The organism is Pseudomonas sp. MWU16-30322 (assembly GCF_020515535.1).
Taxonomy (GTDB): Bacteria; Pseudomonadota; Gammaproteobacteria; order Pseudomonadales; family Pseudomonadaceae; genus Aquipseudomonas; species Aquipseudomonas fluorescens_H.
In genome coordinates this window covers 239,191-261,333 of the sequence record NZ_JAIWYL010000002.1, presented here as the reverse complement: position 1 = coordinate 261,333, position 22,143 = coordinate 239,191, and the positions used below count along the sequence as shown (strand labels likewise).

At 59.7% G+C, this 22,143-nt stretch carries 23 protein-coding genes; 10 read left to right on the top strand and 13 right to left on the bottom strand.

Annotated elements, in window-relative coordinates:
- Positions 1-125 precede the first annotated feature (125 nt).
- Positions 126-998, bottom strand: a complete 873-nt coding sequence (locus LCH64_RS04080) for a LysR family transcriptional regulator (RefSeq protein ID WP_226499566.1) — start codon at positions 996-998, stop codon at positions 126-128.
- Positions 999-1,120: 122 nt separating this feature from the next.
- Here LCH64_RS04080 and LCH64_RS04075 point away from each other — a divergent pair, with 122 nt between their 5' ends.
- The 3 genes from LCH64_RS04075 (at position 1,121) to LCH64_RS04065 (ending at position 3,828) form a co-directional block, all read left to right on the top strand.
- The gene (locus LCH64_RS04075) at positions 1,121-1,561 is read left to right on the top strand and encodes a PACE efflux transporter (protein ID WP_003227382.1); all 441 of its coding nucleotides are present in this window, start codon (positions 1,121-1,123) and stop codon (positions 1,559-1,561) included.
- 125 nt (positions 1,562-1,686) lie between these two features.
- Positions 1,687-3,111 carry an MFS transporter gene (locus tag LCH64_RS04070; protein WP_226499565.1) on the top strand — a complete coding sequence of 475 codons (1,425 nt, stop codon included), beginning with the start codon at positions 1,687-1,689 and terminating at the stop codon, positions 3,109-3,111.
- 156 nt (positions 3,112-3,267) lie between these two features.
- Positions 3,268-3,828, top strand: coding sequence for a hypothetical protein (locus tag LCH64_RS04065; protein WP_226499731.1), 561 nt, complete (start codon positions 3,268-3,270; stop codon positions 3,826-3,828).
- Between the two features lie 126 nt (positions 3,829-3,954).
- Here the strand turns inward: LCH64_RS04065 and LCH64_RS04060 are convergent, their stop codons facing one another.
- Entirely contained in the window at positions 3,955-5,274 is a 1,320-nt protein-coding gene (locus tag LCH64_RS04060; RefSeq protein ID WP_226499564.1) for a PAS domain-containing methyl-accepting chemotaxis protein, read from the bottom strand.
- A gap of 405 nt (positions 5,275-5,679) precedes the next feature.
- On the bottom strand, positions 5,680-6,570 hold the full coding sequence (locus tag LCH64_RS04055) for a LysR family transcriptional regulator (protein WP_226499563.1): 891 nt from the start codon (positions 6,568-6,570) through the stop codon (positions 5,680-5,682).
- Between the two features lie 99 nt (positions 6,571-6,669).
- Here LCH64_RS04055 and gstA point away from each other — a divergent pair, with 99 nt between their 5' ends.
- Positions 6,670-7,263 (top strand): glutathione transferase GstA, encoded by a 594-nt coding sequence (gene gstA / locus LCH64_RS04050; RefSeq protein WP_226499562.1) that lies wholly within the window; start codon positions 6,670-6,672, stop codon positions 7,261-7,263.
- A 124-nt stretch (positions 7,264-7,387) separates the two neighbouring features.
- On the opposite strand, the gene LCH64_RS04045 is transcribed toward gstA, so the two are convergent.
- The 4 genes from LCH64_RS04045 to LCH64_RS04030 all read right to left on the bottom strand — a co-directional run bounded on the left by LCH64_RS04045 (position 7,388) and on the right by LCH64_RS04030 (position 11,013).
- Entirely contained in the window at positions 7,388-8,401 is a 1,014-nt protein-coding gene (locus LCH64_RS04045; RefSeq protein WP_226499561.1) for an ABC transporter substrate-binding protein, read from the bottom strand.
- Positions 8,398-8,925, bottom strand: a complete 528-nt coding sequence (locus LCH64_RS04040) for a sigma-70 family RNA polymerase sigma factor (protein WP_226499560.1) — start codon at positions 8,923-8,925, stop codon at positions 8,398-8,400. The genes LCH64_RS04045 and LCH64_RS04040 overlap by 4 nt, the downstream gene beginning before the upstream one ends.
- Before the next feature lie 197 nt (positions 8,926-9,122).
- Positions 9,123-9,914 (bottom strand): PhnD/SsuA/transferrin family substrate-binding protein, encoded by a 792-nt coding sequence (locus tag LCH64_RS04035; RefSeq protein ID WP_226499559.1) that lies wholly within the window; start codon positions 9,912-9,914, stop codon positions 9,123-9,125.
- A gap of 157 nt (positions 9,915-10,071) precedes the next feature.
- On the bottom strand, positions 10,072-11,013 hold the full coding sequence (locus LCH64_RS04030; RefSeq protein WP_226499558.1) for a fatty acid desaturase: 942 nt from the start codon (positions 11,011-11,013) through the stop codon (positions 10,072-10,074).
- Between the two features lie 324 nt (positions 11,014-11,337).
- Between LCH64_RS04030 and LCH64_RS04025 the strand changes: the two genes are divergently transcribed.
- The gene (locus LCH64_RS04025) at positions 11,338-11,748 is read left to right on the top strand and encodes a GNAT family N-acetyltransferase (RefSeq protein WP_226499557.1); all 411 of its coding nucleotides are present in this window, start codon (positions 11,338-11,340) and stop codon (positions 11,746-11,748) included.
- Between the two features lie 121 nt (positions 11,749-11,869).
- Here LCH64_RS04025 and def read toward each other — a convergent pair whose 3' ends face one another.
- The 3 genes from def to LCH64_RS04010 form a co-directional block, all read right to left on the bottom strand.
- A complete protein-coding gene (gene def / locus LCH64_RS04020; protein WP_226499556.1) occupies positions 11,870-12,409 on the bottom strand; it encodes a peptide deformylase in 540 nt (179 codons plus the stop codon).
- Positions 12,410-12,411: 2 nt separating this feature from the next.
- A complete protein-coding gene (locus LCH64_RS04015) occupies positions 12,412-13,362 on the bottom strand; it encodes a YihY/virulence factor BrkB family protein (protein WP_003227406.1) in 951 nt (316 codons plus the stop codon).
- A gap of 163 nt (positions 13,363-13,525) precedes the next feature.
- Positions 13,526-13,717: a CsbD family protein gene (locus LCH64_RS04010; protein WP_003227408.1), complete on the bottom strand. Its 192-nt coding sequence runs from the start codon at positions 13,715-13,717 to the stop codon at positions 13,526-13,528.
- 196 nt (positions 13,718-13,913) lie between these two features.
- On the opposite strand from LCH64_RS04010, the gene LCH64_RS04005 reads away from it, so the two are divergent.
- Positions 13,914-14,291, top strand: coding sequence for a hypothetical protein (locus tag LCH64_RS04005; protein WP_003227412.1), 378 nt, complete (start codon positions 13,914-13,916; stop codon positions 14,289-14,291).
- Between the two features lie 164 nt (positions 14,292-14,455).
- On the opposite strand, the gene fadD1 is transcribed toward LCH64_RS04005, so the two are convergent.
- Positions 14,456-16,153, bottom strand: coding sequence for a long-chain-fatty-acid--CoA ligase FadD1 (gene fadD1 / locus LCH64_RS04000; protein ID WP_226499555.1), 1,698 nt, complete (start codon positions 16,151-16,153; stop codon positions 14,456-14,458).
- A 349-nt stretch (positions 16,154-16,502) separates the two neighbouring features.
- Positions 16,503-18,191, bottom strand: coding sequence for a long-chain-fatty-acid--CoA ligase FadD2 (gene fadD2 / locus LCH64_RS03995; RefSeq protein WP_226499554.1), 1,689 nt, complete (start codon positions 18,189-18,191; stop codon positions 16,503-16,505).
- Between the two features lie 242 nt (positions 18,192-18,433).
- On the opposite strand from fadD2, the gene LCH64_RS03990 reads away from it, so the two are divergent.
- Entirely contained in the window at positions 18,434-19,378 is a 945-nt protein-coding gene (locus LCH64_RS03990; protein ID WP_226499553.1) for an alpha/beta hydrolase, read from the top strand.
- Between the two features lie 44 nt (positions 19,379-19,422).
- A complete protein-coding gene (locus LCH64_RS03985; RefSeq protein WP_003227420.1) occupies positions 19,423-19,893 on the top strand; it encodes a MaoC family dehydratase in 471 nt (156 codons plus the stop codon).
- Between the two features lie 128 nt (positions 19,894-20,021).
- On the opposite strand, the gene LCH64_RS03980 is transcribed toward LCH64_RS03985, so the two are convergent.
- Positions 20,022-20,489: a PA2169 family four-helix-bundle protein gene (locus tag LCH64_RS03980; RefSeq protein ID WP_003227422.1), complete on the bottom strand. Its 468-nt coding sequence runs from the start codon at positions 20,487-20,489 to the stop codon at positions 20,022-20,024.
- Positions 20,490-20,696: 207 nt separating this feature from the next.
- Here LCH64_RS03980 and LCH64_RS03975 point away from each other — a divergent pair, with 207 nt between their 5' ends.
- Positions 20,697-20,933, top strand: a complete 237-nt coding sequence (locus tag LCH64_RS03975) for a DUF3820 family protein (protein WP_003227425.1) — start codon at positions 20,697-20,699, stop codon at positions 20,931-20,933.
- A 26-nt stretch (positions 20,934-20,959) separates the two neighbouring features.
- The gene (locus LCH64_RS03970; RefSeq protein WP_226499552.1) at positions 20,960-22,141 is read left to right on the top strand and encodes an aminotransferase class V-fold PLP-dependent enzyme; all 1,182 of its coding nucleotides are present in this window, start codon (positions 20,960-20,962) and stop codon (positions 22,139-22,141) included.
- Positions 22,142-22,143 lie beyond the last annotated feature (2 nt).

Genomic DNA, 22,143 nt, shown 5'->3' with positions numbered 1-22,143 from the left:
TGAGTTGAAACACACCCCTGTAGGAGTGAGCCTGCTCGCGATAGCGGTGTGTCATTCAACACATGCATCGCCTGACACAACGCTATCGCGAGCAGGCTCACTCCTACAGGGGGGTTGTGTTGGGCTCAGTGGCCGAGCAATTCGACGAGGGCCAACGCGCCCTTCTGCAGCGGCTGGCTCTTGAGCCACACCGCGTGCACCGGCAGCACCAGGCCATTCTCGATATTGCGGAAATTCAGCGGTTTCAGGCGCCCGCTGTCCAGCCACGGCTGCACCACCGACAACGGAAAATTGCCCCAGCCCAGTCCCGCCTCGACCATCTCCAGCGCCGCCTCCAGGGTGTCGGTGCGCCAGTGCGACTCGGCCACCAGCGGTCGGGTCTCGCTGATCGGCAAGTCGCGGCTGGCGACGACGATCTGCCGCACATGCACCAGGTCTTCGAGAAACAGATCCTGCCCCTGCAACAACGGACTGTCCGCTGCCAGCGTGGCGATCATCCGCTCGCTGCCGACAAACTGAAAACGCTCCAGTACGTTCATGCTCAACCCGGCAAACGCCAGACAGACGCTGACGCGACCACTGTGCAGCATCGCCAGCACGTCGTCCTGCGGTGCGGTCAGCACTTCAATGTCGAGCAGCGGATGGCGCTCGGCAATCACCTTGATCGCGGCGAGCAAGCGGCGCCGGTCAATGTCCGCGACCACGCCAATCGACAACTTGCTCTCCAGCCCCAGTGACAACTCCACCGCGTGCACCTGCAGTTGCTTGAGCTGCTCGGCGATCAGCCGCGCATGCGGCACCAGTGACAGCGCCATCGCGGTCGGCTGCGGTTCGCGGTGGCTGCGGTCGAACAGCGGATAGCCAAGCTCCGCCTCCAGATTGCCGATGCCCATGCTGACTGCCGAAGGTACCCGGCCCAAAGCGCGGGCAGCAGCGGAGAACGAGCCACGCTCGATCACCGCCAGAAACAGTTCGATGCTGTCGCTGTTGAAATTCACTTCACCTACCTATCACCAAAACTGAAAGCTTCTGACTTTTTCTGTCACGTCTATTGAAGCTATCTTTCGCCGTCTTCGCCAGTCCCGCTGGCCAACACGTTGCAAGAAAGAGGCAAATCCCCATGCAAGGCGTCAAACGCAAACTGGTCTACGTGTCGCTCTACGAAGTGATCGGCATGACCTTCTCGGCCCTCGGTCTGGCGCTGTTGTCCGGCACTTCGCCCGGCAGCACCGGCCCGTTGGCGGTGATCATCACCACCATCGCGGTGACCTGGAATTTCATCTACACCTCGCTGTTCGAGCACTGGGAAAGCCGCCAGAAGTCGCGCACCCGCACGGTCAAACGGCGCATCGCCCACGCCGTGGGTTTTCAACTGACGCTGATCGTGTTCCTGATTCCGCTGATCGCCTGGTGGATGAACATCAGTCTGGTGCAGGCATTCCTGCTGGATCTGGCACTGATCATCTTCATCCCGTGCTACACGTTTGCCTTCAACTGGCTGTTCGATCGCCTCTTCGGCTTGCCGGCCTCAGCGCTGCCCGATTCGGCCGCTGCGGCATAAATCGTTAATTCGTAAGCAGTTATTGCAAAAAATCGGCGGTATTCCCGAGAAAACCGCCGATATTCACAACCCACCCACTCCGGTAGCAGGCTAAGCTTTTCCATCAATAAAAAATGGATCAGCCGATGACTGCTCATGCCCCCGCCGCCGCGCAACGCGACGGCATCGACCCGATACGCGCCGCCGAGATTTCCGCCCGCATCGACCGCCTCCCTGCCGTCGCCACGATCTGGCGTCTGGTGGCGCTGTTGTCGATCGGCGGCTTCTTCGAACTCTACGACCTGTTCCAGACCGCCTACATCAGCCCAGGGCTGATCCGCGACGGGATCTTTGCCACCGGCAATCAGGGCGTGTTCGGTTTCTCCGATCAGGCGGCCTTCGCTTCCGCGACCTTCCTCGGCCTGTTCTTCGGAGCCAGTCTGCTCAGTCCGTTGGCTGACCGCTTCGGCCGCCGCGCAATCTTCACTTTTGCGCTGGTCTGGTACACGGTGGCCACGGTGCTGATGGGCGTTCAAAGCTCGGCGCTGGGCATTATCTGCATGCGTTTTCTGGTGGGCATCGGCCTCGGGATCGAGCTGGTGACCATCGACGCCTACCTCTCGGAACTGGTGCCCAAACGCATGCGCAGTTCGGCGTTTGCCTTCGCGTTTTTCGTGCAGTTTCTCTCGGTGCCGGCGGTGGCACTCATGTCCTGGTGGCTGGTGCCGCAGGCGCCGTTCGGTGTGTCCGGCTGGCGTTGGGTGGTGTTGGCGAGTGCGGTGTTTGCGCTGTTCATCTGGTGGCTGCGCAAGCGTCTGCCGGAGTCGCCGCGCTGGCTGGCGCAGCATGGGCGGTTCGATGAAGCGAACAGAATTCTCGACAACATCGAAACACGCTGCGAGAAGGATCACCGCCAACCGCTGGATGCCCCCGAAGCCGTCCCGGTGGATGTCGAAGGCAAGGGTCGTTTCGCCGACATCTGGCAACCACCGTATCGCCGTCGGGCACTGATGCTGATCGTCTTTCACGTGTTCCAGGCGATCGGTTTCTTCGGTTTCGGCAACTGGTTGCCGGCGCTGCTTTCCGGCCAGGGCGTCAGCGTCACTCACAGCCTGATGTACGCGTTCATCATCACCCTCGCCTACCCGCTCGGGCCGTTGCTGTTCGTGAAATTTGCCAACCGTTTCGAGAACAAATGGCAGATCGTCGGCTCGGCCCTCGGCGCGATGACCTTCGGCACTTTGTTCGCGTTGCAGACCAGCGCCTTCGGCCTGATCTTCTGCGGGGTGATGATCACCTTTTGCAATGCGTGGCTGAGTTTCAGTTATCACTCGTACCAGAGCGAACTGTTCCCGACCAACATCCGCGCCCGGGCGGTGGGCTTCTGTTATTCGTTCAGTCGCTTGTCGACGGTGTTCAGCAGCCTGTTGATCGGGCTGTTCCTCGACCACTTCGGCACGCCCGGGGTACTCGCGTTCATCGTCAGCAGCATGCTGATCGTGATGCTGACCATCGGCTGGTTCGGCCCGCGCACGCGCAATCTGGCGCTGGAAAACATTGCCCATCGCTGACGGCCGCACGGTCATCCTCTGCCGCCTGACGGCAAGGGATGACCGCTTTGTTGCGCATGCCAGAGCAGCAACTCCTTGAAATAGCGGAATTTGCTGCAAAGGCACGGTAATTGCTCGGATACGCCCGTCAGCAATTATCCAAAGGTCTCCATCATGATGTTGGTCAGTGCCAAACAGCAGCAGCTCATCCACCTGCCCAAGCGGCTGGCGGAAGACGCGACCACGACCGCCGCTGCCGGTCTGCAAAGCGGCCTGCACGGCGCCATGCTGCAATCGCTGCAGAACCAGACCCAGTTGCAAGCCACCGATGCGACTTCAACGGTCCAGGATTCGGCCACGCAGATCGCCTCTCAGCAAGTGGCCGCCGCCACGCGCATCAGCGATAACGTCGACGAAGCCTTCGCCAAGACCCGCGTCGGCCTGCAAACCACCGACGCCACGGCTGCCGGCAGCACTACCGGCACCTCGGCCACCGACGCGTTCAAGGACTACATGAGCAAGTCGCCGGAACAGCGTCTGCGTGACAGTGTCCTTCAGAGCATGGGCCTCACCGAAGACGACATCAAAGCCATGCCGCCGGAGAAGCAGCAGGCCATCGGCAAGGAGATCGCCGAGCGTCTGCAGGACAAGATGAAACTGGCGCAGTCGGACAAAGAAAACAGCAATGACGTCAAGGACAGCGACAAACTGGCGAACAAGTTTCTCGCTTCGCTGTGATCTGAAGGTCGCGGAACAACCAATGTAGGAGCGGGCTTGCTCGCGAATGCGGTGTGTCAGTCACTGGATCAGTAACTGACGTACCGCAATCGCGAGCAGGCTCACTCCTACAGTTGTTGAGGGGTGTCAGTTCAGTTGCAACGTATCGTTGAACTGGCTGATCGCATCCACCACATGCCGTGATCCCTGCTGAATCTCCAGAATCACCTCCCCCGCCTCATTCGCCAGTTCCACACCCAGCCCGGTGCGGCTCAGGCTCGACTGCATGCTCGACACCGCACTCAGCGACAGGTCATGGTTTTTGCGCACCACTTCGACAATCTCCAGGGTCGCCTGACTGGTGCGTGCCGCGAGGCTGCGTACCTCGTCCGCCACCACCGCAAAACCGCGCCCGTGCTCACCGGCCCGGGCCGCTTCGATCGCGGCGTTGAGCGCCAGCAGGTTGGTCTGATCGGCGATCCCGCGAATGGTCTGGACGATGCTGCCGATGATGTCCGACTGTTTGCTCACCGCATCGATGCTCAGCGCCGCTTCGTTGAGGTCGCGGGAAATGTCCTGAATGATCTGCACGGTTTGCTGCACCACCTGTGAGCCTTTTTGCGCGCAGGCGTCGTTTTGTACCGAAGTGCTGTGGGCCGACTCCGCGGCGTTCTGCAAGGTAGTCATCTGCTGGGTGATGTCGCTGGCGAACTTCACCACTTTGTACAAACGGCCCTTGGTGTCGAACAGCGGGTTGTACGAGGCTTCGAGATAAACCATCTGCCCGGACTTGTTCTTGCGCTCGAAACGGTGCGAGTGATATTCGCCGCGATTGAGCGATGCCCAGAATGCTTTGTATTGCGCCGACTCGGATTCGGCACGGTGGCAGAACATGCTGTGGTGGTGGCCAACGATTTCGTTGAGCGAGTACTGCATGGTTTTCAGAAAGTTGTCATTGGCGGTAATCACGTTGCCGTCCGGGGTGAACTCGATCACCGCCATCGAACGGCTGATCGCCGCCAGCATGCTTTCTTCTTCGTGCTCTTTGTTGACCCGGGCGGTGATGTCCGAGGCCACTTTGATCACACTTCGAACCTGTTTTTCCGGGCCGTACACCGGCATGTAACTGGCTTCGAGCCAGATCTCCCTGCCGCTCTTGTTCAAGCGCAGGAACGTGCCGCTGATCGGTTCACCCCGGGCCAGATCGCGCCACAACTTTGCGTATTCCTCGCTGCGGTAAAACGCTTCTTCACAAAAGATCCGATGATGTTTGCCGCGCACTTCCTCGGCGCTGTAACCCATGGTCTTGCAGAAGTTTTCGTTGGCATCCACAACAATGCCTTCGGGGGTAAATTCGATCATCGCCATCGAACGGCTGATCGCTTCGAGCTTGGCGTTGGCTTCGGTCAAGGCGCAGCTGAAACGCTCGATTTCCTGCAGGTCAGCCTTGTGATGTAGGTTGAACATGGTTGTATCACCTTCCGCGCGGTCTTTTGATTTGATGAAAGTCAGGTCTTTCAGAATCCACCACTACGTTCCACAGAACAGGCACACGCATTCCTCCACGGGAGGAAGTTGTCAGGTGATAAATGATGTTCAATCGGAGTGTCCATGACGCGACGCTCTAATCAAGACATCCTTCTCTTGATAGCCCAGCAGCGGGCCAGCCCTAACGTGCAGAAAACTTCCATGTACAACTTGCTCCTTGTTGGTTCAGTGTCCGGTGCCTTGGGTTGCGCACTCTGGCAGCGTTGAAATCACGGCTAACCGATGACGGTCGACATAGTTAGTTACAGCTAGCATAGCCAGCGCCATGCCGTGCGCAAGGCCACTAGTCGGCCAGTATCTGGCACTTTTTGCACAAGAAACGGTTCAGCGAGCTGTCACGACTGCCGTCTCCGCCACCAGATCCAGCAACGCCTGCACCGCCGCTGGCGGCGTCTGCCCCGCAGGCAGCACCAGCGAAAAGACCCGTTCGATACGTGGCTGCAAGGCAATCACGCGCAAGCCCTGGCGCTCGGCCGGCAAGGTCATTTCCGGCACCAGCGTCACACCGAGGTTTTCCCGCACCAACGTGAAGGCGCTGCTCCATTCGCGCACCTCGACCCGCACGTCCTGCAACTGCAACCCGGCTTCGGCGGCGAGGCTGCGGGCGTTAGTCGAGCAACCGCCGGTGGCCAGCACAAAGGGCAGCGCCGTCAGTTCTTGCAGGCTGACGCCCTGCTCGGTTCCTCGCAGCGCCAGCGGATGCCCTGCCGGCACTACCGCTACCCATTCATCCCGACCCAATGGCCCGGCGTTACGCTCGGGTGCCGGGTTGAGCACCACGCCAACATCCACCAGACCGGCCGCGAGCAGGGTTTCGACCTCATCGTCGCTGACCTCCAGCGCCACCACTTCGATCCCCGGGTACAGCCGATTGAACTGGCGCAGCAGCGGCGGCAGAAAACTCGCCAGCACCATGGGGAAACTCGCCAGGCGGATCGTCCCGCGCAGCATCGGGCGAACGCTGTCGACAGTCTGGCGAATGGTCTCCAGTGCACCGAGCATCAGCCGCGCCTGTTCGATCACCGGCAAGCCAATGGCGGTCGGCAAGGTCTGGCGACTTTCGCGGCTGAACAGCTGCACGCCGAGGGTTTCCTCCATCAGCGCCAAAGCCTGGCTGGCGCCGGACTGGGTCATGCCGACCCGCTCGGCCGCGCGGGTGATGTTGCCGTGATCGGCGACGGCGACCACCAGCCGCCAATGCATCAGGTTCATCATGCCAGTAGCTGTCCTTATGGCAGATTTCTGAAAGATTAATTTTACCGAAGGTGCGGCGCACTATGACACTGGCGCCAAATCCTCACCAGAGAGCTGCAGATGAAGCTGTATTACGCCCCGCAAGCCTGTTCGCTGGCGCCGCACATTGTGTTGCGCGAACTGAAGCTGCCCTTCGTGCTGATCCGCGTCGACAACCGCAGCAAGCGCACGGCCAGCGATGAAGACTTTCTTGCGATCAACCCCAAGGGTTACGTCGCGGCACTGCAACTGGACAACGGCGCGGTACTGACCGAGGGGGCGGCGATCCTGCAGTATCTGGCGGATCTGCAACCGCAATCAGGGCTGGCTCCGGCGCCCGGCAGTTTCGAACGGCTGCGTTTGCAGGAGTGGTTGAATTTCATTTCGAGCGAGATCCACGGCGGTTTCGGCGCACTGTTCGATGAGCGTCTGCCGGCCGAACCGATCAAGGAGAAGTTGTTCAAGCGTTTTGCCGTGTTGGTCGCGGTGCTGGAGCAGCAGGAGTATCTGCTGCCGAGCGGTTTTAGCGTCGCGGATGCGTTGTTGTTTGTGGTGTTGCGCTGGGCCGGGTTGTTCGGGATCGAGCTGACGCAGTGGCCGGCGCTGGCGCGGTTTCAGGCGCGGATTGAGCGGCGGCCGACCGTGATCGCGGCGTTGGCGGCGGAAGCGGTGTAGGTCTTTAGATCATTCGCGAGCAGGCTCGCTCCCACACTGGATTTGTGGCGCGCCCGCCCCTCTGTGGGAGCGGGCTTGCTCGCGAAGGCGATAGCTCAAACGCCACAGATCAAACAGTTGAAACTCAAAGCCCCGCCGTCACCTTGCTCGCCACCTCCCCCGGCACCCACGCCTTCCACACCTGCGGCTGATCGCGCAAAAACGCTTCGGCGACCTGCCGCGGTGGCTGGCGCTTTTCGCTCATTCCGGCCAGGGTCTGGTTCAACAGATCAATCGGCAAATCGACTCTCTCGAAGAACGACACCAGTTCCGGATACTGCGCCTTGAACGGTGCCGACACGCCAATCGCCAGGCTGGCCGGCATCGAGCGAGTGCCCTTGGGATTCGGGTTGTTGGCATCGGCCAGGGTCTTCCAGGCTTCGGCATCGAACGGCGGCTCTTCGAGCTTCACCAGTTTGAATCGCCCGAGCAGCGGCGTCGGTGACCAGTAGTAGAACAGCACCGGTTTGCCGCGTTTGATCGACGATGCCACCTCGGCATCCAGCGCCGCCCCGGAACCGGTGCGGAAGTTGACGTAGCTGTCGGTCAGCGCATAGGCCTTGAGTTTCTGGCTGTTGACGATCTCCGAAGTCCAGCCGGTCGGGCTGTTGAGGAAACGTCCGCGGCTCGGATCCTCCGGGTCGCGGAACACCTCCTTGTAGCGCGGCAGGTCGGCCACCGATTTCAGCTCCGGGGCCAACGGTTTGATCCCGCGTTCCGGATCGCCCTTGATCACGTATTCCGGCACCCACCAGCCCTCGGTCGCGCCTTTGACCGTATCGCCGAGGCCGAAGACCTTGCCTTCATTGGCCGCCTTGACCCACGCCGGACTGCGCCCGGCCCATTCCTCGCCGATCACCTGAATGTCGTTTTTCGCCAGCGCCGCTTCCAGGCTGACGGTGCTGCCCGGCAGCGTATCGGTCGGGTAGCCGTAGCCTTTTTCGACGATCAGGCGCAGCACTTCGGTGATGAAACTGCCGCTTTCCCAGGTGATGTCACCGAAGTGGATCGGCGCGTTTTTTTCCGCCGCCGAAACAGCGCCGACGCTCAGGCTCAGCGCCAGTAACGAACGGCCGAGCAGGGTTTTGATCGATCTCATGCGGACCTCTTGTCTGTCAGGATTTGGTTGGCGCTGTGGCGGTCGCACAGGGCCTGGGAGCGGGTCATGTAAACGCTGACCGAACGTTGCGAGATGCCCAGTTCGGCGGCGATTTGCGGGTAAGTCAGGCCATCGATCCGCGCCAGCAGAAAGGTCGAGCGGACTTTGCCCGGCAGGCGTTGCAGGCTGTGATCGAGGCGCTTGAGGGTCTGGCTCAGTTGGGCGATTTCTTCAGGCGAGAGCGCGACCTCGACGTCGATCTGCTGCGCATGCCGGCGCTCCAGATCCGCCCGGCGCCAGCGCTGATAAAGCAAGCGCTGAGCAATCGTGGTGAGCATGGCGCGGGGTTCGCGAATCGCCGTGACACTGGGCGCCTGAAGCAATTGCGCGAAGGTTTCGGCAGCGATGTCTTCCGCGCCTGCGGCGTCGTGCAGTTGTCGGCGCAGGTGAGTGCACAGCCAGCGGTAGTGGGCGCGGAACAGAGCGTCGAGATGATTGCGGTGAGCGGTGTCGGCGCCGGACATAAGGGCTCCTGGGTAAGGGTCGCTGAATGTCCGGTGATCCGGTGGCGCGATCCTAGCAAGGCGCCTTATGCATTAATAATATTTATATTTCATTTTTATATTCTTTTTGGAGATATAAGAGCAACAGATCGCAGCCTTCGGCAGCTCCTACAATTGGAAAGCGTTCAACCTGTAGTAGCTGCCGAAGGCTGCGATCTTTAGCGCAAGCGGCCATAGCCCAATTCTTCAGCCTCACGCAGATAGTCGAGCACAACCCGATAATCGCTTTCACTGGCCGGCAGCACCTCAGGCAATCCCAACGTCTGCGCCACATCCGGCAACTCACGCAACGCCCGATTCATCACCCGGCGCAACTGTTCGACCTGCTCATCAGTAGCGGTAGCGACCGTGATAAACGGCAACGTCGGGCTCAACGCACTGCGCGCCACAACCCGCAAACCGCTGACTTCTTCCGGCGCATGCTGAGCGAGATAGGCGTAGGTCACGCTGTCGATAGCCGCCAGATCGGCTTGACCGTCCCGCAACCAGCGCAAGCTCTCGCGGTGTGCGCCACTGATGCCGACCGAGGCGAAAAACTGCCCGTCGCGCTGCAGCGGCGCCAGGCGCTGACGCAACAGGTTCATGCCGCTGTTGGAGTCTTCACCGTTGATCACCCCGCGACTGCCGCGAAAGTCCGCCAGGGTTCTGCGGTTGTCGTCAGCACGGCTGAGAATCAGGCTGCAATGATTGCCGGCAGTGGCGTCGGGCAATTCGTAGCGCGGGCGACCGACGATGCGCGCCTGACCGCGCAGCAAGGTCATCAGTGGATAGCCGCAGGTTTGGGTCAGCAGCAGATCCGGGGATAACCAGAGTTCGGGGAGCGACAGTCTGGCGGCGTTCAAGCGGGAGTGGCCAAGGTGTTCGAGGATGCGGGAAATCCAGCGTTCGTTGGCCAAGCGGATGGGCTCGGGGGCGGTGTACATCAGCAGTTCGAGATGGTGTTGGGTCATACACGTTATTTCCCTGCAAATACTTACCCCTGTGGGAGCGGCGGTGCGACGATTCGACTTGCTCGCGAAAGCGGTGTGTCAGACACCAGACATGTCACTGTTCTATCGCATTCGCGAGCAAGCCCGCTCCCACAGGGGTTTTGTGGTGTTCTTGAGATTAGTGGAAAGGATGCTGCGGACTGTCGATCGGTCTGAACCCGTGCTGCCGCCACAACTCCCCATAACCCTGCACCAGAAACCCGCCACTGCGCGCCACCCATTGCTCGCGGCGCATGCGATAGGCCTGGGGCAAGTCGTACCACGCCAGCCCCGGCAGGTCGTGGTGCACCAGATGAAAATTCAGATTCAGAAACAGCCAGCGCCACGGCCAGCCAGCCTCGTTGAGCACCGTGCGCTGTTCCGGTTGTGCATGCGGACGGTGTTCATAGTAGGAGCGGATCATCGCGATCGACAGCGCCGGCACACTGATCAGCAGCAGGTAATGCCAGACCGGCAGCACGCTGTAGCGGGCGATGAACCGCAGCATCAGTAGAGTCATCGCTCCGTGGGTCAGCCACATGAGCCAGGCCTGACGCTCGCGGTTTTTCAGACGTTGCAGTTCTTCGGCGGCCAGCGCGATCAATCCCAGCGGAGCACCAATGATGAAGCGGCCGATTACGGTTTTATTCAGCCAGTGCAGGCTGCGTTCAAACAGCGAACTGCCCTGCCAGCGTGCTGCCGTGAGGTAGCGACTTTCCGGATCAATGCCGGGCACGGTCAGGTCTTCATCGCGGTGATGCAGCAGGTGGCTGTCGCGGTACAGGGTGTACGGATACCACACCGCAAACGGCGCATAACCGAGGACTTTGTTGAACCGCACCGAGCGGGTCGGATGTCCATGCAGCAATTCATGCTGCACCGACAGCCACAGCACCAGCAACGGAATCAGCAACAAGGTGCTCAAGCCGCGACCCAGCCAGGCGCTATTGAGGATGATGGTGAACCAGCCGCCATACACGCCGATCAACAGCAGCCACGTTGGCCACTCGGTGCGGGCGGTGAAGCGCTGGCGCAGGGTTTCGATCTGCTGGCGATGGTCGGCGTCGAAGTAATTCGGCATGGCGTGGCTCGGAACGGGAATCTTCCCCTTCTGTGCAACGAAGCCGAGCAATCTTGCAGATTATTTTTGCGTTGAAACGGGAGCCCGGCGGACGGGCTCCCGAAGGACGTGATCAATGACCGAAAATATCGACCTTCTTGGCTTTCTTCTCCGCACGCTTTTCAATCGCCGTCTTCACCGGTTTCTTCTTCGCGGCTTTCTTTGAATCCATACCTTTGGACATGATGCGTACTCCACTCACAGGGATGTAGGCTCAGGTATACACCTATCGCGCGGCGCGCGTTCTTTTATAATCGGCGCTTTGCCCGACGCCAGTCCGATCCCATGCCCGATACCCGATACGTCCTGCTCGACGAGCCTTTGTGGCCGTTGATGAACAAGTTTTACCGCAGCCACCAATCGTCGATGAAGGCGGTGCGCGACGCGCAGTTGTGGGTGGCACGGCGCGAGGACATCGTCGCCGCATTGTGCTTGCGGCCGGTGGCGGGCGGACACTGGTTGACCGGGTTGTTTGTTGATCCGGGTTGCCGTGAGCAAGGGATCGCCGGGCAGTTGATCGCGGCGGCGGTGAAGGATTTGCAGGAGCCGGTGTGGCTGTTCTGTCATCCGGACATGCGCGGGTTTTACGAACGGCGCGGTTTCAGTTTCGATCCCGCCCTGCCCTACGCACTGGCCGAACGGTTGAGCCGGTATGCGCGGAGCAAGCCGATGATTGCGATGGGGCTGAAACCATAAAAATCAATTGTGGGAGCGGGCTTGCTCGCGAAGGCGTCGTGTCAGTCGCTGCATCAATTGACTGATACGACGCCTTCGCGAGCAAGCCCGCTCCCACATTGGGATAGAGGTATTCTCAGGATCAGTCATCGGCTGCGGGATCGAGATTCGGGAACATCACTTCGGTAAAGCCGAACTTGCTGAAATCGGTAATGCGCGACGGATACAAGCGACCGATCAGGTGATCACACTCGTGCTGCACCACCCGCGCATGAAAGCCTGACGCCACGCGCACGATCGGTTCGCCCTTGGGATCGAACCCTTCGTAGCGAATCTGCTGATAGCGATCCACCGCGCCACGCAGGCCGGGTACCGACAGGCAGCCTTCGAAGCCCTCTTCCGTCAGCGGACTCAATGGCGTGATCAGCGGATTGATCAGAATCGTCTGCGGCACTGCTTCGGCGTCCGGGTAGCGTTCGCTGTGTTCGAAACCGAAGATCACCAGTTGCAGGTCGACGCCGATCTGCGGCGCGGCCAGGCCGACGCCTCCGACACTTTCCATGGTCTGGAACATGTCATCGATCAGTTGCCACAGCTCGGGGCTGTCGAACATTTCCGGGGGCACCGGCGGAGCGATGCGCAGCAGGCGTTCATCGCCCATTTTCAGGATTTCACGGATCATGATCAGACTTCGTCGGTATTCGGTTTCAGCGACTGGTCGCGCCCAAGCCCTGAAACGTGTTGTTTGGGATGTTCATCGAGTTCGCCGGGGACTTTCTCGCCCTCGTTCTTGCCCTCGCTGGACATGTGTTCGATCACCGCGTTCATCTCCGCCCCAAGCAGCAGCACGGCGGCGGAAATATAGAAATACAGCAACAGCACGATGATCGCGCCGATGCTGCCATACATCGCGTTGTAGTTGGCGAAGGTTTTGACGTAGAACGCGAACCCCAACGAAGCCACGATCCACACCACCACCGCCAGCACCGAGCCTGGGGTGATGAAGCGAAATTCCTGTTTGACGTCGGGCATCACGTAGTAGATCAGGGCCACGGCGACCATCATCAGAATCACGATCACTGGCCAGCGGGCAATCGTCCACACCGTGACAATGAAATCTTCAAGGCCCACCTGCGCGGCAATCCAGCCCATCACTTGCGGCCCGAGCACCATCAGTGCGGCCGCCACCAGCAACATGCCGGCAATGCCGACGGTGTAGAACACCGACAGCGGAAAACGCTTCCAGATCGGCCGGCCCTCGACCACGTCGTAAGCGGCGTTCATCGCGCTCATCATCAGCCGCACGCCGGCAGATGCCGTGTACAGGGCGATGACGATACCGATCGAGAGCAAGCCGCCCTTGGACTGCTGCAGCTGATCGATGACCGGGTTGACCTGTTCCAGCGCCTGCGGTGGCAGCACCAGTTCCGATTGCAGACGCAGCCAAGTGAAGAAGTCCGGCAGGTGCAGGAAACCGATCAGGGCAATCAGGAACAGAATGAACGGGAACAGCGAGAACAGCATCTGGTAGGCCAGTGCCGAGGCGTAAGTCGACATCTCGTCATCGATGAATTCAGTCACTGTGCGCACCATCACCCGGTGCAGTGGCAGACCTTTCATGTCCGGAAAAATCATTCGCGTCTCCTTTCGCCGCATTACAGGTTGAAGTCGTGGCGACTCAGGGGCGGTTTTTTACATCAAGGTAGCTCACTTGGCGACCCTTGGTGGCTCGCGCAAGCTTTTGACACAAGAACGGCCATCCCTGGATGGCCGCTCGTGTGTTGCGTTCAAGGCTGGATTACGCCTTGTCGACACCTTTTTTGATGGCGTCTTTGGCTTTGCCGACTGCTTGCTGGGCTTCGCCTTTTTTCTCTTGAACCTTGCCTTCGGCTTGCAGCTTGGTGTTGTCGGTGGCTTTACCGACGCCTTGCTTGACGTTGCCGACTGCTTCGTTGGCCATGCCTTTTACTTTATCGCCTGTGCTACTCATGGTGTTTCTCCTTGGTGCAATTAGGGGGAAAAGTCAGTACGTAATGATTGACCGGGCAGGTTTGCCACGAGTTTCATTTATTTTTGCTGTTCATTTCGTCGTGCAATGCAGGTTGGGCTTTATGTTTGCCCTTCAAGCCCCGAGAATGCGCACCTATGGGCGCCGCGCGCCAACGATCAGATCCCGCAGGAATGTTATGAAACTCGATAAAAAGCAGGCCATTGCCCGTCGCAACCAGGAACTGGGCGGCGCTGTGCTCGGCACCAACAACTGTCACTTCGCCGAACTGAACCGCAACCGCAACATCTGGTGGTTCGACCTGCCGGTCTCGCGCCTGGCCGTCGGTCAATACGAGTGGATTCACCTGCTGATGCACACCCCGGCCACCGACGAACTGCTGCACCTGAAAGTGCCGACGGTGTTCCTGCGGGAAAAGCTCGAAGGTCTGGTGATTCGCAATGAAGGCAAGCGCAAGGCCGCGTTGAGCCTGGAATTGAGTGCGGACAAGGATTCGTATCTGCAGGACATGCGCCCGACGGGGACCAACGTGAACTTCGCGCCGTTCCGGCAGTAACCGAAAAGCTTCGCGAGCAAGCCCGCTCCCACATTTGACTGTATTCCAACTGGAGGAACGCGGTTGACTGTGGGAGCGGGCTTGCTCGCGAAAGCGGCATTACAGTCACTACAAATCCACCACCTATTCCAATAAAAAGCCCCGCATCGGCGGGGCTTTTTGCTTTAGGCGGCGGACTTGGCCTTGATCTTCTTCAGCTCTTCGTCACGCAACTCGCGGCGCAGGATCTTGCCGACGTTGGTGGTCGGCAGCGCATCGCGGAATTCCACCGAACGCGGCACCTTGTAACCGGTGACGTTGGCGCGCATGTGCTCCATCACGGTTTCCTTGGTCAGGGTCACACCCGGTTTGGCCACGATGAAGATCTTGATCGCCTCGCCCGACTTCTCGTCCGGCACGCCGATGGCCGCGCACTGCAACACGCCCGGCAGGGTTGCCAGCACGTCTTCCAGCTCGTTCGGGTAAACATTGAAACCGGAGACCAGGATCATATCTTTCTTGCGATCGACAATGCGCATGTAGCCATCGGGCTGGATCAGCGCGATGTCACCGGTCTTCAACCAGCCTTCGCTGTCGAGGATCTCATCGGTGGCTTCCTGACGCTGCCAGTAGCCCTTCATCACTTGCGGGCCCTTGACGCACAACTCGCCGATTTCGCCCATGGGCTGCTCGACACCGGCATCGTCGATGACTTTGCACAGGGTCGACGGCACCGGAATGCCGATGGTGCCGATCTGGATGTTCTGGATCGGGTTGACCGTGGCCACCGGGCTGGTTTCGGTCATGCCGTAACCTTCGCAGATCGAGCAACCGGTCACCGCTTTCCAGCGCTCGGCGGCCGCCAGTTGCAGGGCCATGCCGCCGGACAGGGTGACTTTCAGATTGGAGAAATCCAGCTTGCGGAAACCTTCGTTGTTGCACAGCGCGACGAACAGCGTGTTGAGGCCGACGAAACCGCTGAACTTCCACTTCGACAATTCCTTGACCATCGCCGGCAGGTCGCGCGGGTTGCTGATCAGGATGTTGTGGTTGCCGATCAGCATCATCGCCATGCAATGAAAGGTGAACGCATAGATGTGGTACAGCGGCAGCGGGGTGATCAGGATCTCGCAGCCTTCATTGAGGTTGGAGCCCATCAGCGCCTTGCACTGCAGCATGTTGGCGACGAGGTTGCGATGGGTCAGCATCGCGCCCTTGGCCACGCCGGTGGTGCCGCCGGTGTATTGCAGCACCGCGACATCACCGCTGTGCGGATTGGCTTCGGCCACCGGCTGGCCCTGGCCCTTGCTCAGCACGTCGTTGAACTTGACGGCTTTAGGCAGGTGATAGGCCGGCACCATTTTCTTCACGTACTTGATCACGCTGTTGATCAGCAGGCGCTTGACCGGCGGCAGCAGGTCGGCGACTTCGGTGACGATGACGTGTTTGACGCCGGTTTTCGGCACCACGGCTTCCGCCAAGTGTGCCATGTTGGCCAGACAGACCAGCGCTTTGGCGCCGGAGTCATTGAATTGGTGTTCCATTTCCCGCGCGGTGTACAGCGGGTTGGTGTTGACCACGATCAGGCCGGCGCGGATCGCACCGAAGACGGCAACCGGGTACTGCAGAACGTTGGGCAGTTGCACGGCGATTCGATCACCGGGCTGCAAGTCGGTATGCTGTTGCAGATACGCGGCAAATGCACCGGACAATTCGTACAGTTCACCGTAGGTGATTGTCTTGCCCAGGTTGCTGAAAGCCGGTTTGTTGGCGAAGCGTTGGCAGGATTGCTTCAACACTGCCTGAATATTCGGGTACTCGTCTGGATTGATGTCGGCAGCAATTCCAGCCGGGTATTTATCCTTCCAAAAGTCTTCGATCATGGAAGCCCACTCCTCAGCAACGCGAATTCTTCACCGCATTTGATGCGATTATTATTGGTGTGTGTTTTGTATTGGTGAATCTGGCTTTCATACAGGCCGAGAAGTCACAAAGCGCGCCGAGAGTAGCAGCTTTGCCGAGGGCCGACTAGAGCCAAAAGCGGCCTTCATGGTCACTTTAATGACTCAAGACTTTCTAACAGTCATTTTAGAGCAAAAATCCTATACCAGCCTGAAAGCCCCGGTTTTCCGGGCCTTGAAAGCAAAAGATCGCAGCCTTCGGCAGCTCCAACAGGGAATACATTTCCCATGTACGAGCTGCCGCAGGCTGCGATCTTTTCGCTTCTGCTCTTTAAGCGATATCGCGCAACTCCCGCCGCAGAATCTTCCCGACCGGCGTCATCGGCAACGACTCACGCAGTACGATGTGTTTCGGCACTTTGTAAGCGGTGAAATTCTCTTTGCAGTACGCCTTCAGCTCCTCAAGGCTGATCCCGGTTTCCCGCGCCACCACAAACAGTTTCACCGCCTCGCCCGAACGCTCGTCCGGCACGCCGATCACCGCGCAGTTGGCGACTTTCGGGTGGGCCATGACCACGTCTTCGATTTCGTTGGGGTACACGTTGAAACCGGAGACGATGATCATGTCCTTCTTGCGGTCGACGATGCGCACGAAACCGTCCGGGTCGATCACCGCGATATCACCGGACTTGAACCAGCCCTCGGCATCCAGCACTTCGGCGGTGGCTTCGGGTTTGTGCCAGTAGCCTTTCATGATCTGCGGGCCTTTGATGCACAGCTCGCCGCGCTCGCCCATCGGCTGTTCGACACCCTCGTCATCGATGACTTTCAGCAGCGTACCCGGCACCGGCAGACCGACCGTGCCCAGGCGCGACTTGTCGCCATACGGGTTGGTGCAGGCCACCGGCGAGGTTTCGGTCAGGCCGTAACCTTCGGTGATGCGGCAACCGGTGATCTGCTCCCAGCGCTCGGCGGTGGCCTTGACCAGCGCAGTACCGCCGGAGTTGGTCAGCTTGAGGCTGGAGAAGTCCAGGGTCTTGAAGTCCGGGTGATCCATCAGCGCGACGAACAACGTATTCAGGCCGAGCAACGCCGAGAAACGCCAGTTCTTCAGCTCCTTGATGAAACCTGCGATGTCTCGCGGATTGGTGATCAGCACGTTGTGGTTGCCCGACACCATCATGCACATGCAATTCGCGGTGAAGGCATAGATGTGGTAAAGCGGCAGCGGCGCCACCATCACCTCCTGCCCTTCGCGCAGCAGTGGCTGACCGTCAGGCCCCAGTTGCGCAAGACACGCGCGCACCTGCTGCATGTTCGCCACGAGGTTGCCGTGGGTCAGCATCGCGCCCTTGGCCAGGCCGGTGGTGCCGCCGGTATATTGCAACACGGCGATGTCGTCGAGACCGACTTTCAGCGGCTTGATCCCCAGACCACGGCCCAAGCGCAGCGCACTCTTGAACGAGATGGCCTGGGGCAGCGAATAGGCCGGGACCATTTTCTTCACTTTGCTGACCACGGTGTTGACCAGCCAGCCCTTGGCGGTGGGCATCAGGTCGCCCATCTTCGCTTCGATCAGGTATTGAATCTCGGTGTCCGGCAGCACTTCCTGGACCTTCTGCCCGAACATGTTCAGGTACACCAGCGCCCGGGCACCGGAGTCCTTGAACTGGTGGCGCATCTCGCGCGCGGTGTACAGCGGGTTGGTATTGACTACGATCAGCCCGGCGCGCAAGGCGCCAAACACGGCAATCGGATACTGCAGCACATTGGGCATCTGCACCGCGATGCGATCCCCCGGCACCAGATCGGTGTGGGCTTGCAGGTAACCGGCGAACGCTGCGCTGTGGCGCTCGAGTTCCGCGTAGGTCAGGGTCACGCCCATGTTGCTGAAGGCCGGACGGTCCGCGAACTTCTTGCAGGAACGCTCAAACACCTCGATCACCGACTTGAACTCGCCCATGTCGATGTCCAGTGGTACGCCGGCGGGGCGTTTGTCATTCCAGAAATCAGGTTGCATTGTTCTTGTCCTCTTTACCTGAATCGATCCGGGAGCCGCTTTTCTGTGGTTTCGCGCCGCCCCCTAAAGGGCAGAAAGCAAAAAGCGGAGCTTCACGGACACTAGCAGCTATGGCCAGTGAGGCAAATATGGGCGTAGTCGTCATTGATCGTATGAATCTTCCTGCCGTGGCGTGAGCTGATCGGACGCGCTATACAATGCTACGACTGCGGGCCGTTACCGCTCGATAAAAAGGAATTGCCATGATCCACCATGCCTTCTGGCTGGACGCGAGTGACCGCAGCCGCCTGTACGTCAACCAGTGGCTGCCATCCGCGCCATTGAAAGCGCTGATCCTGCTGGCCCACGGCATGGCCGAACACAGTGCTCGCTACGAGCGACTGGCGAATGCGTTCTGCGAGCAAGGCTACGGGGTATACGCCCCGGACCTGCGCGGCCATGGCAAAACCGCCGAACACGGGACCCTCGGGCATTTCGCCGATGACGACGGCTGGTGCAAGGTGATCGGCGATCTGGCCAGCCTCAATCAGCATATCGGCCAGCAGCATCCCGAGGTACCGATCATTCTGCTCGGGCACAGCATGGGCAGCTACCTCGCCCAGGGTTACCTGCTGCATCACAGCGCCAGCCTGCACGGGGCGATTCTCAGCGGCTCGAATTTCCAGCCAGTGGCGTTGTACGGTGCGGCGCGGCAGATCGCCCGATTCGAGAAACTGCGCCAGGGCGGCAAGGGTCGCAGTGCGCTGATCGAATGGTTGTCATTCGGCTCGTTCAACACCCCATTCAAACCGGCGCGCACGCCGTTCGACTGGCTGAGCCGCGATCCGGTCGAGGTCGACAAGTACGTCGCCGATCCGCTGTGCGGCTTTCGCTGCACCAATCAGTTATGGATCGATTTGCTCGGTGGCTTGCAGCAGATCAGCAAAGCGTCCAATCTCGCCCAGATCGACCCGGGCCTGCCGCTGCTGGTAATCGGCGGTGAATGTGATCCGGTGAGCGAAGGCAAGCGTCTGACAGATCTGGCCGAAGCGTTGCGCTCGGCCGGCAGCCAGAACCTGCAACTGAAGATCTACCCGCAGGCGCGGCACGAATTGTTCAACGAAACCAATCGCGACGAAGTGATTGCCGATGTGCTGGCCTGGATCGACCAGGCGCTGAGCCATCGTCGCCCTCAACGCAGCGAATAATCTTTTTGTGGATTCACTTTAATCCGTCACAGGAATCAAGACCGATGACCCAGGTTACCAACATCCCTTACGAAGCCCTCGAAGTCGGCCAGACCGCCAGCTATAGCAAGACCGTCGAAGAGCGCGACATTCAGCTGTTCGCCGCGATGTCGGGCGACCACAACCCGGTGCACCTGGATGCCGAGTTCGCCGCGGCCAGCATGTTCAAGGAGCGTATCGCCCACGGCATGTTCAGCGGTGCGCTGATCAGCGCTGCCGTGGCGTGCGAACTGCCTGGGCCGGGCACCATCTACATCGGTCAGCAGATGAGCTTTCAGAAGCCAGTGAAAATTGGCGACACCCTGACCGTGCGCCTGGAAATCCTCGAGAAGCTGCCGAAGTTTCGCGTACGCATCGCCACTCGCGTGTTCAACCAGCGTGATGAATTGGTAGTGGATGGCGAGGCCGAAATTCTGGCGCCGCGTAAACAACAGACCGTGACCCTGCCGACGTTGCCGGCGATCAGCATCGGCTGATCATCAGGTACACAAAAAACAAAAGTGGGAGCGGGCTTGCTCGCGAAGCGGTTATGTCAGCAACATCATCGTTGCATGACACAGCGCTTTCGCGAGCAAGCCCGCTCCCACAGTTTTTTCAGCGTGGCTTACGAACGAGCGCGAGCCTGGTTACGCAGGGCTTTCACCTGGTCGTGGTTGCGTTGTACGCCGTGGTACTGACGCTCAACCAGGTCACGGATGCCAACCAAGCCGTGCTTGTTGATTTTCTCGATGGCTTCACGATAAGCCTTCAGGGCGTGGTCTTCACCGCGCTCGGCTTCGTTGAGCACAGCTTCTTCGTCTTTGCCGGTGAACATGGCTTTGACGTCGACCCAGCGACGGTGCAGGTCACCGCTGACGCTGGTGGAAGTTTCCGGATCACCGCCCAGTTTACGAACCTCGGCCTGCAGCTCGGCAGCGGCAGTGGCGCAATCGGCAGAACGGGTCACGAACAGGGTTTTCAGTTCTGGATGCTTGATGTCTTCAGCGCAAGTCTTGAACCCTTCCTGACCGTCTTTGCAGGTTTCGATCAGGTCGTTCAGTACAGAGATGGCTTCTTTATTCATGTCAGTCATTTTTTCAATTCCTTGCGGTTGGTTGAAGATGCAAGGGTTATTGCAGTGTGCGTGCCAGCTTTTTCAAAAATAAATATCACTTAAAAATCAATAACTTAAAGATAGTTGAACTATCTGTATCACGGTTATTTGCATGAACTGTCATTTGGCCTGCATGCAGAATGCCTGTATTTTCCAGACTGTTTCGAACCCAGATGATTGCCACTGATGAATCCTGAAAAGCTTGAACTACTGATCACCCGTGAAATGCCCTTCGGCAAGTACAAGGGCCGGATCATTGCCGACCTGCCAGGGCCTTACCTGAACTGGTTTGCCCGCGAAGGCTTTCCTCACGGCGAACTCGGCGGACTGCTGGCGCTGATGCAGGAAATCGACCATAACGGCCTGTCGGACCTGCTCGAACCGCTACGCGCCAAACACGGCAAACCTGCCCCGCGCCACTGAAGCGCCCTCCTCCTAGAGCCTCGACAATGCCTGACAACACCCGCCGCGCCCGTGACGAAGCTTTCTGGCAAACCTTCGCCGATCGCTACGAAGCGCAGACCGGCCCGCTGAACCTGGAGAACGGTTACTTCGGACGCATGTCGCGCACGGTGATCGAGGACTACCAGCGCAACATCGAAATGATCAACACCAGCAACTCGGTGTATGTGCGCCAACGTTTTGAACAGTACGACAGCCTCGACATCCGTGCGCAACTGGCCGAGTTGATCGGCGTGCGCGCGCAGAGCGTGGCCTTCACGCGCAACGCCAGTGATGCGCTGCAATCGCTGATCCGCAATTACAATCGCCTGCTTCCGGGCGATCAGGTGCTGATCAGCGACCTGGAATACGACACGGTCAAAGGTGCCATGCGCTGGCTGTCACGCCATCGCGGCGTCGACGTGATCGAGATCAACCACACTCACCCGGCCAGTTTCGACAGCCTGCTGGACAGTTACCGCGAAGCCTTCATCCGCTATCCGAAACTCAAACTGATGGCCCTGACCCATGTCACCCACCGCACCGGGCTGGTGATGCCGGTGCAGGCCATCGCCGCGCTGGCGAAACAACATGGCGTGGACATCATCCTCGACGGCGCTCACGCCCTCGGCCAGATCGACTTCAATCTCGAAGCAATGGGCATCGCCTTCGCCGGCTTCAACCTGCACAAGTGGATCGGCGCACCGCTGACCCTGGGCTTTCTGTATATCGCGCCACAGCGGCTGGCCGACATCGACCCGGACATGGGCGAAATGCACTTCCCCGCCAGCGATATCCGCGCGCGCACGCCGTACAGCACGCCGAACATTCCGGCACTGATGACCCTGCCGCTGGTGTTCGAGGAACACCGTTCACTCGGGGGCGCCGCAGCCAAAGGCGCACGCCTCAATTACCTGCGCAACCTGTGGGTCAGCGCGGTGCGGCACTTGCCAGGGATCGAGGTCATGACCCCGGACGATCCGCGCCTGTATTGCGGGATCACCTCGATGCGCTTCACCCGTCACGCCGATCAACAGGTGATGGCCGCGCGACTGCTCGACGAGTACAACCTGTTCACTGTGGTGCGCAACGGCGCAGCGAGCGGGCCGAGCATCCGCATCACCCCGGGACTGACCACCACCGCCGATGACATGCAGTTACTGACCCGCGCGCTCAACGAACTGCGCTGATC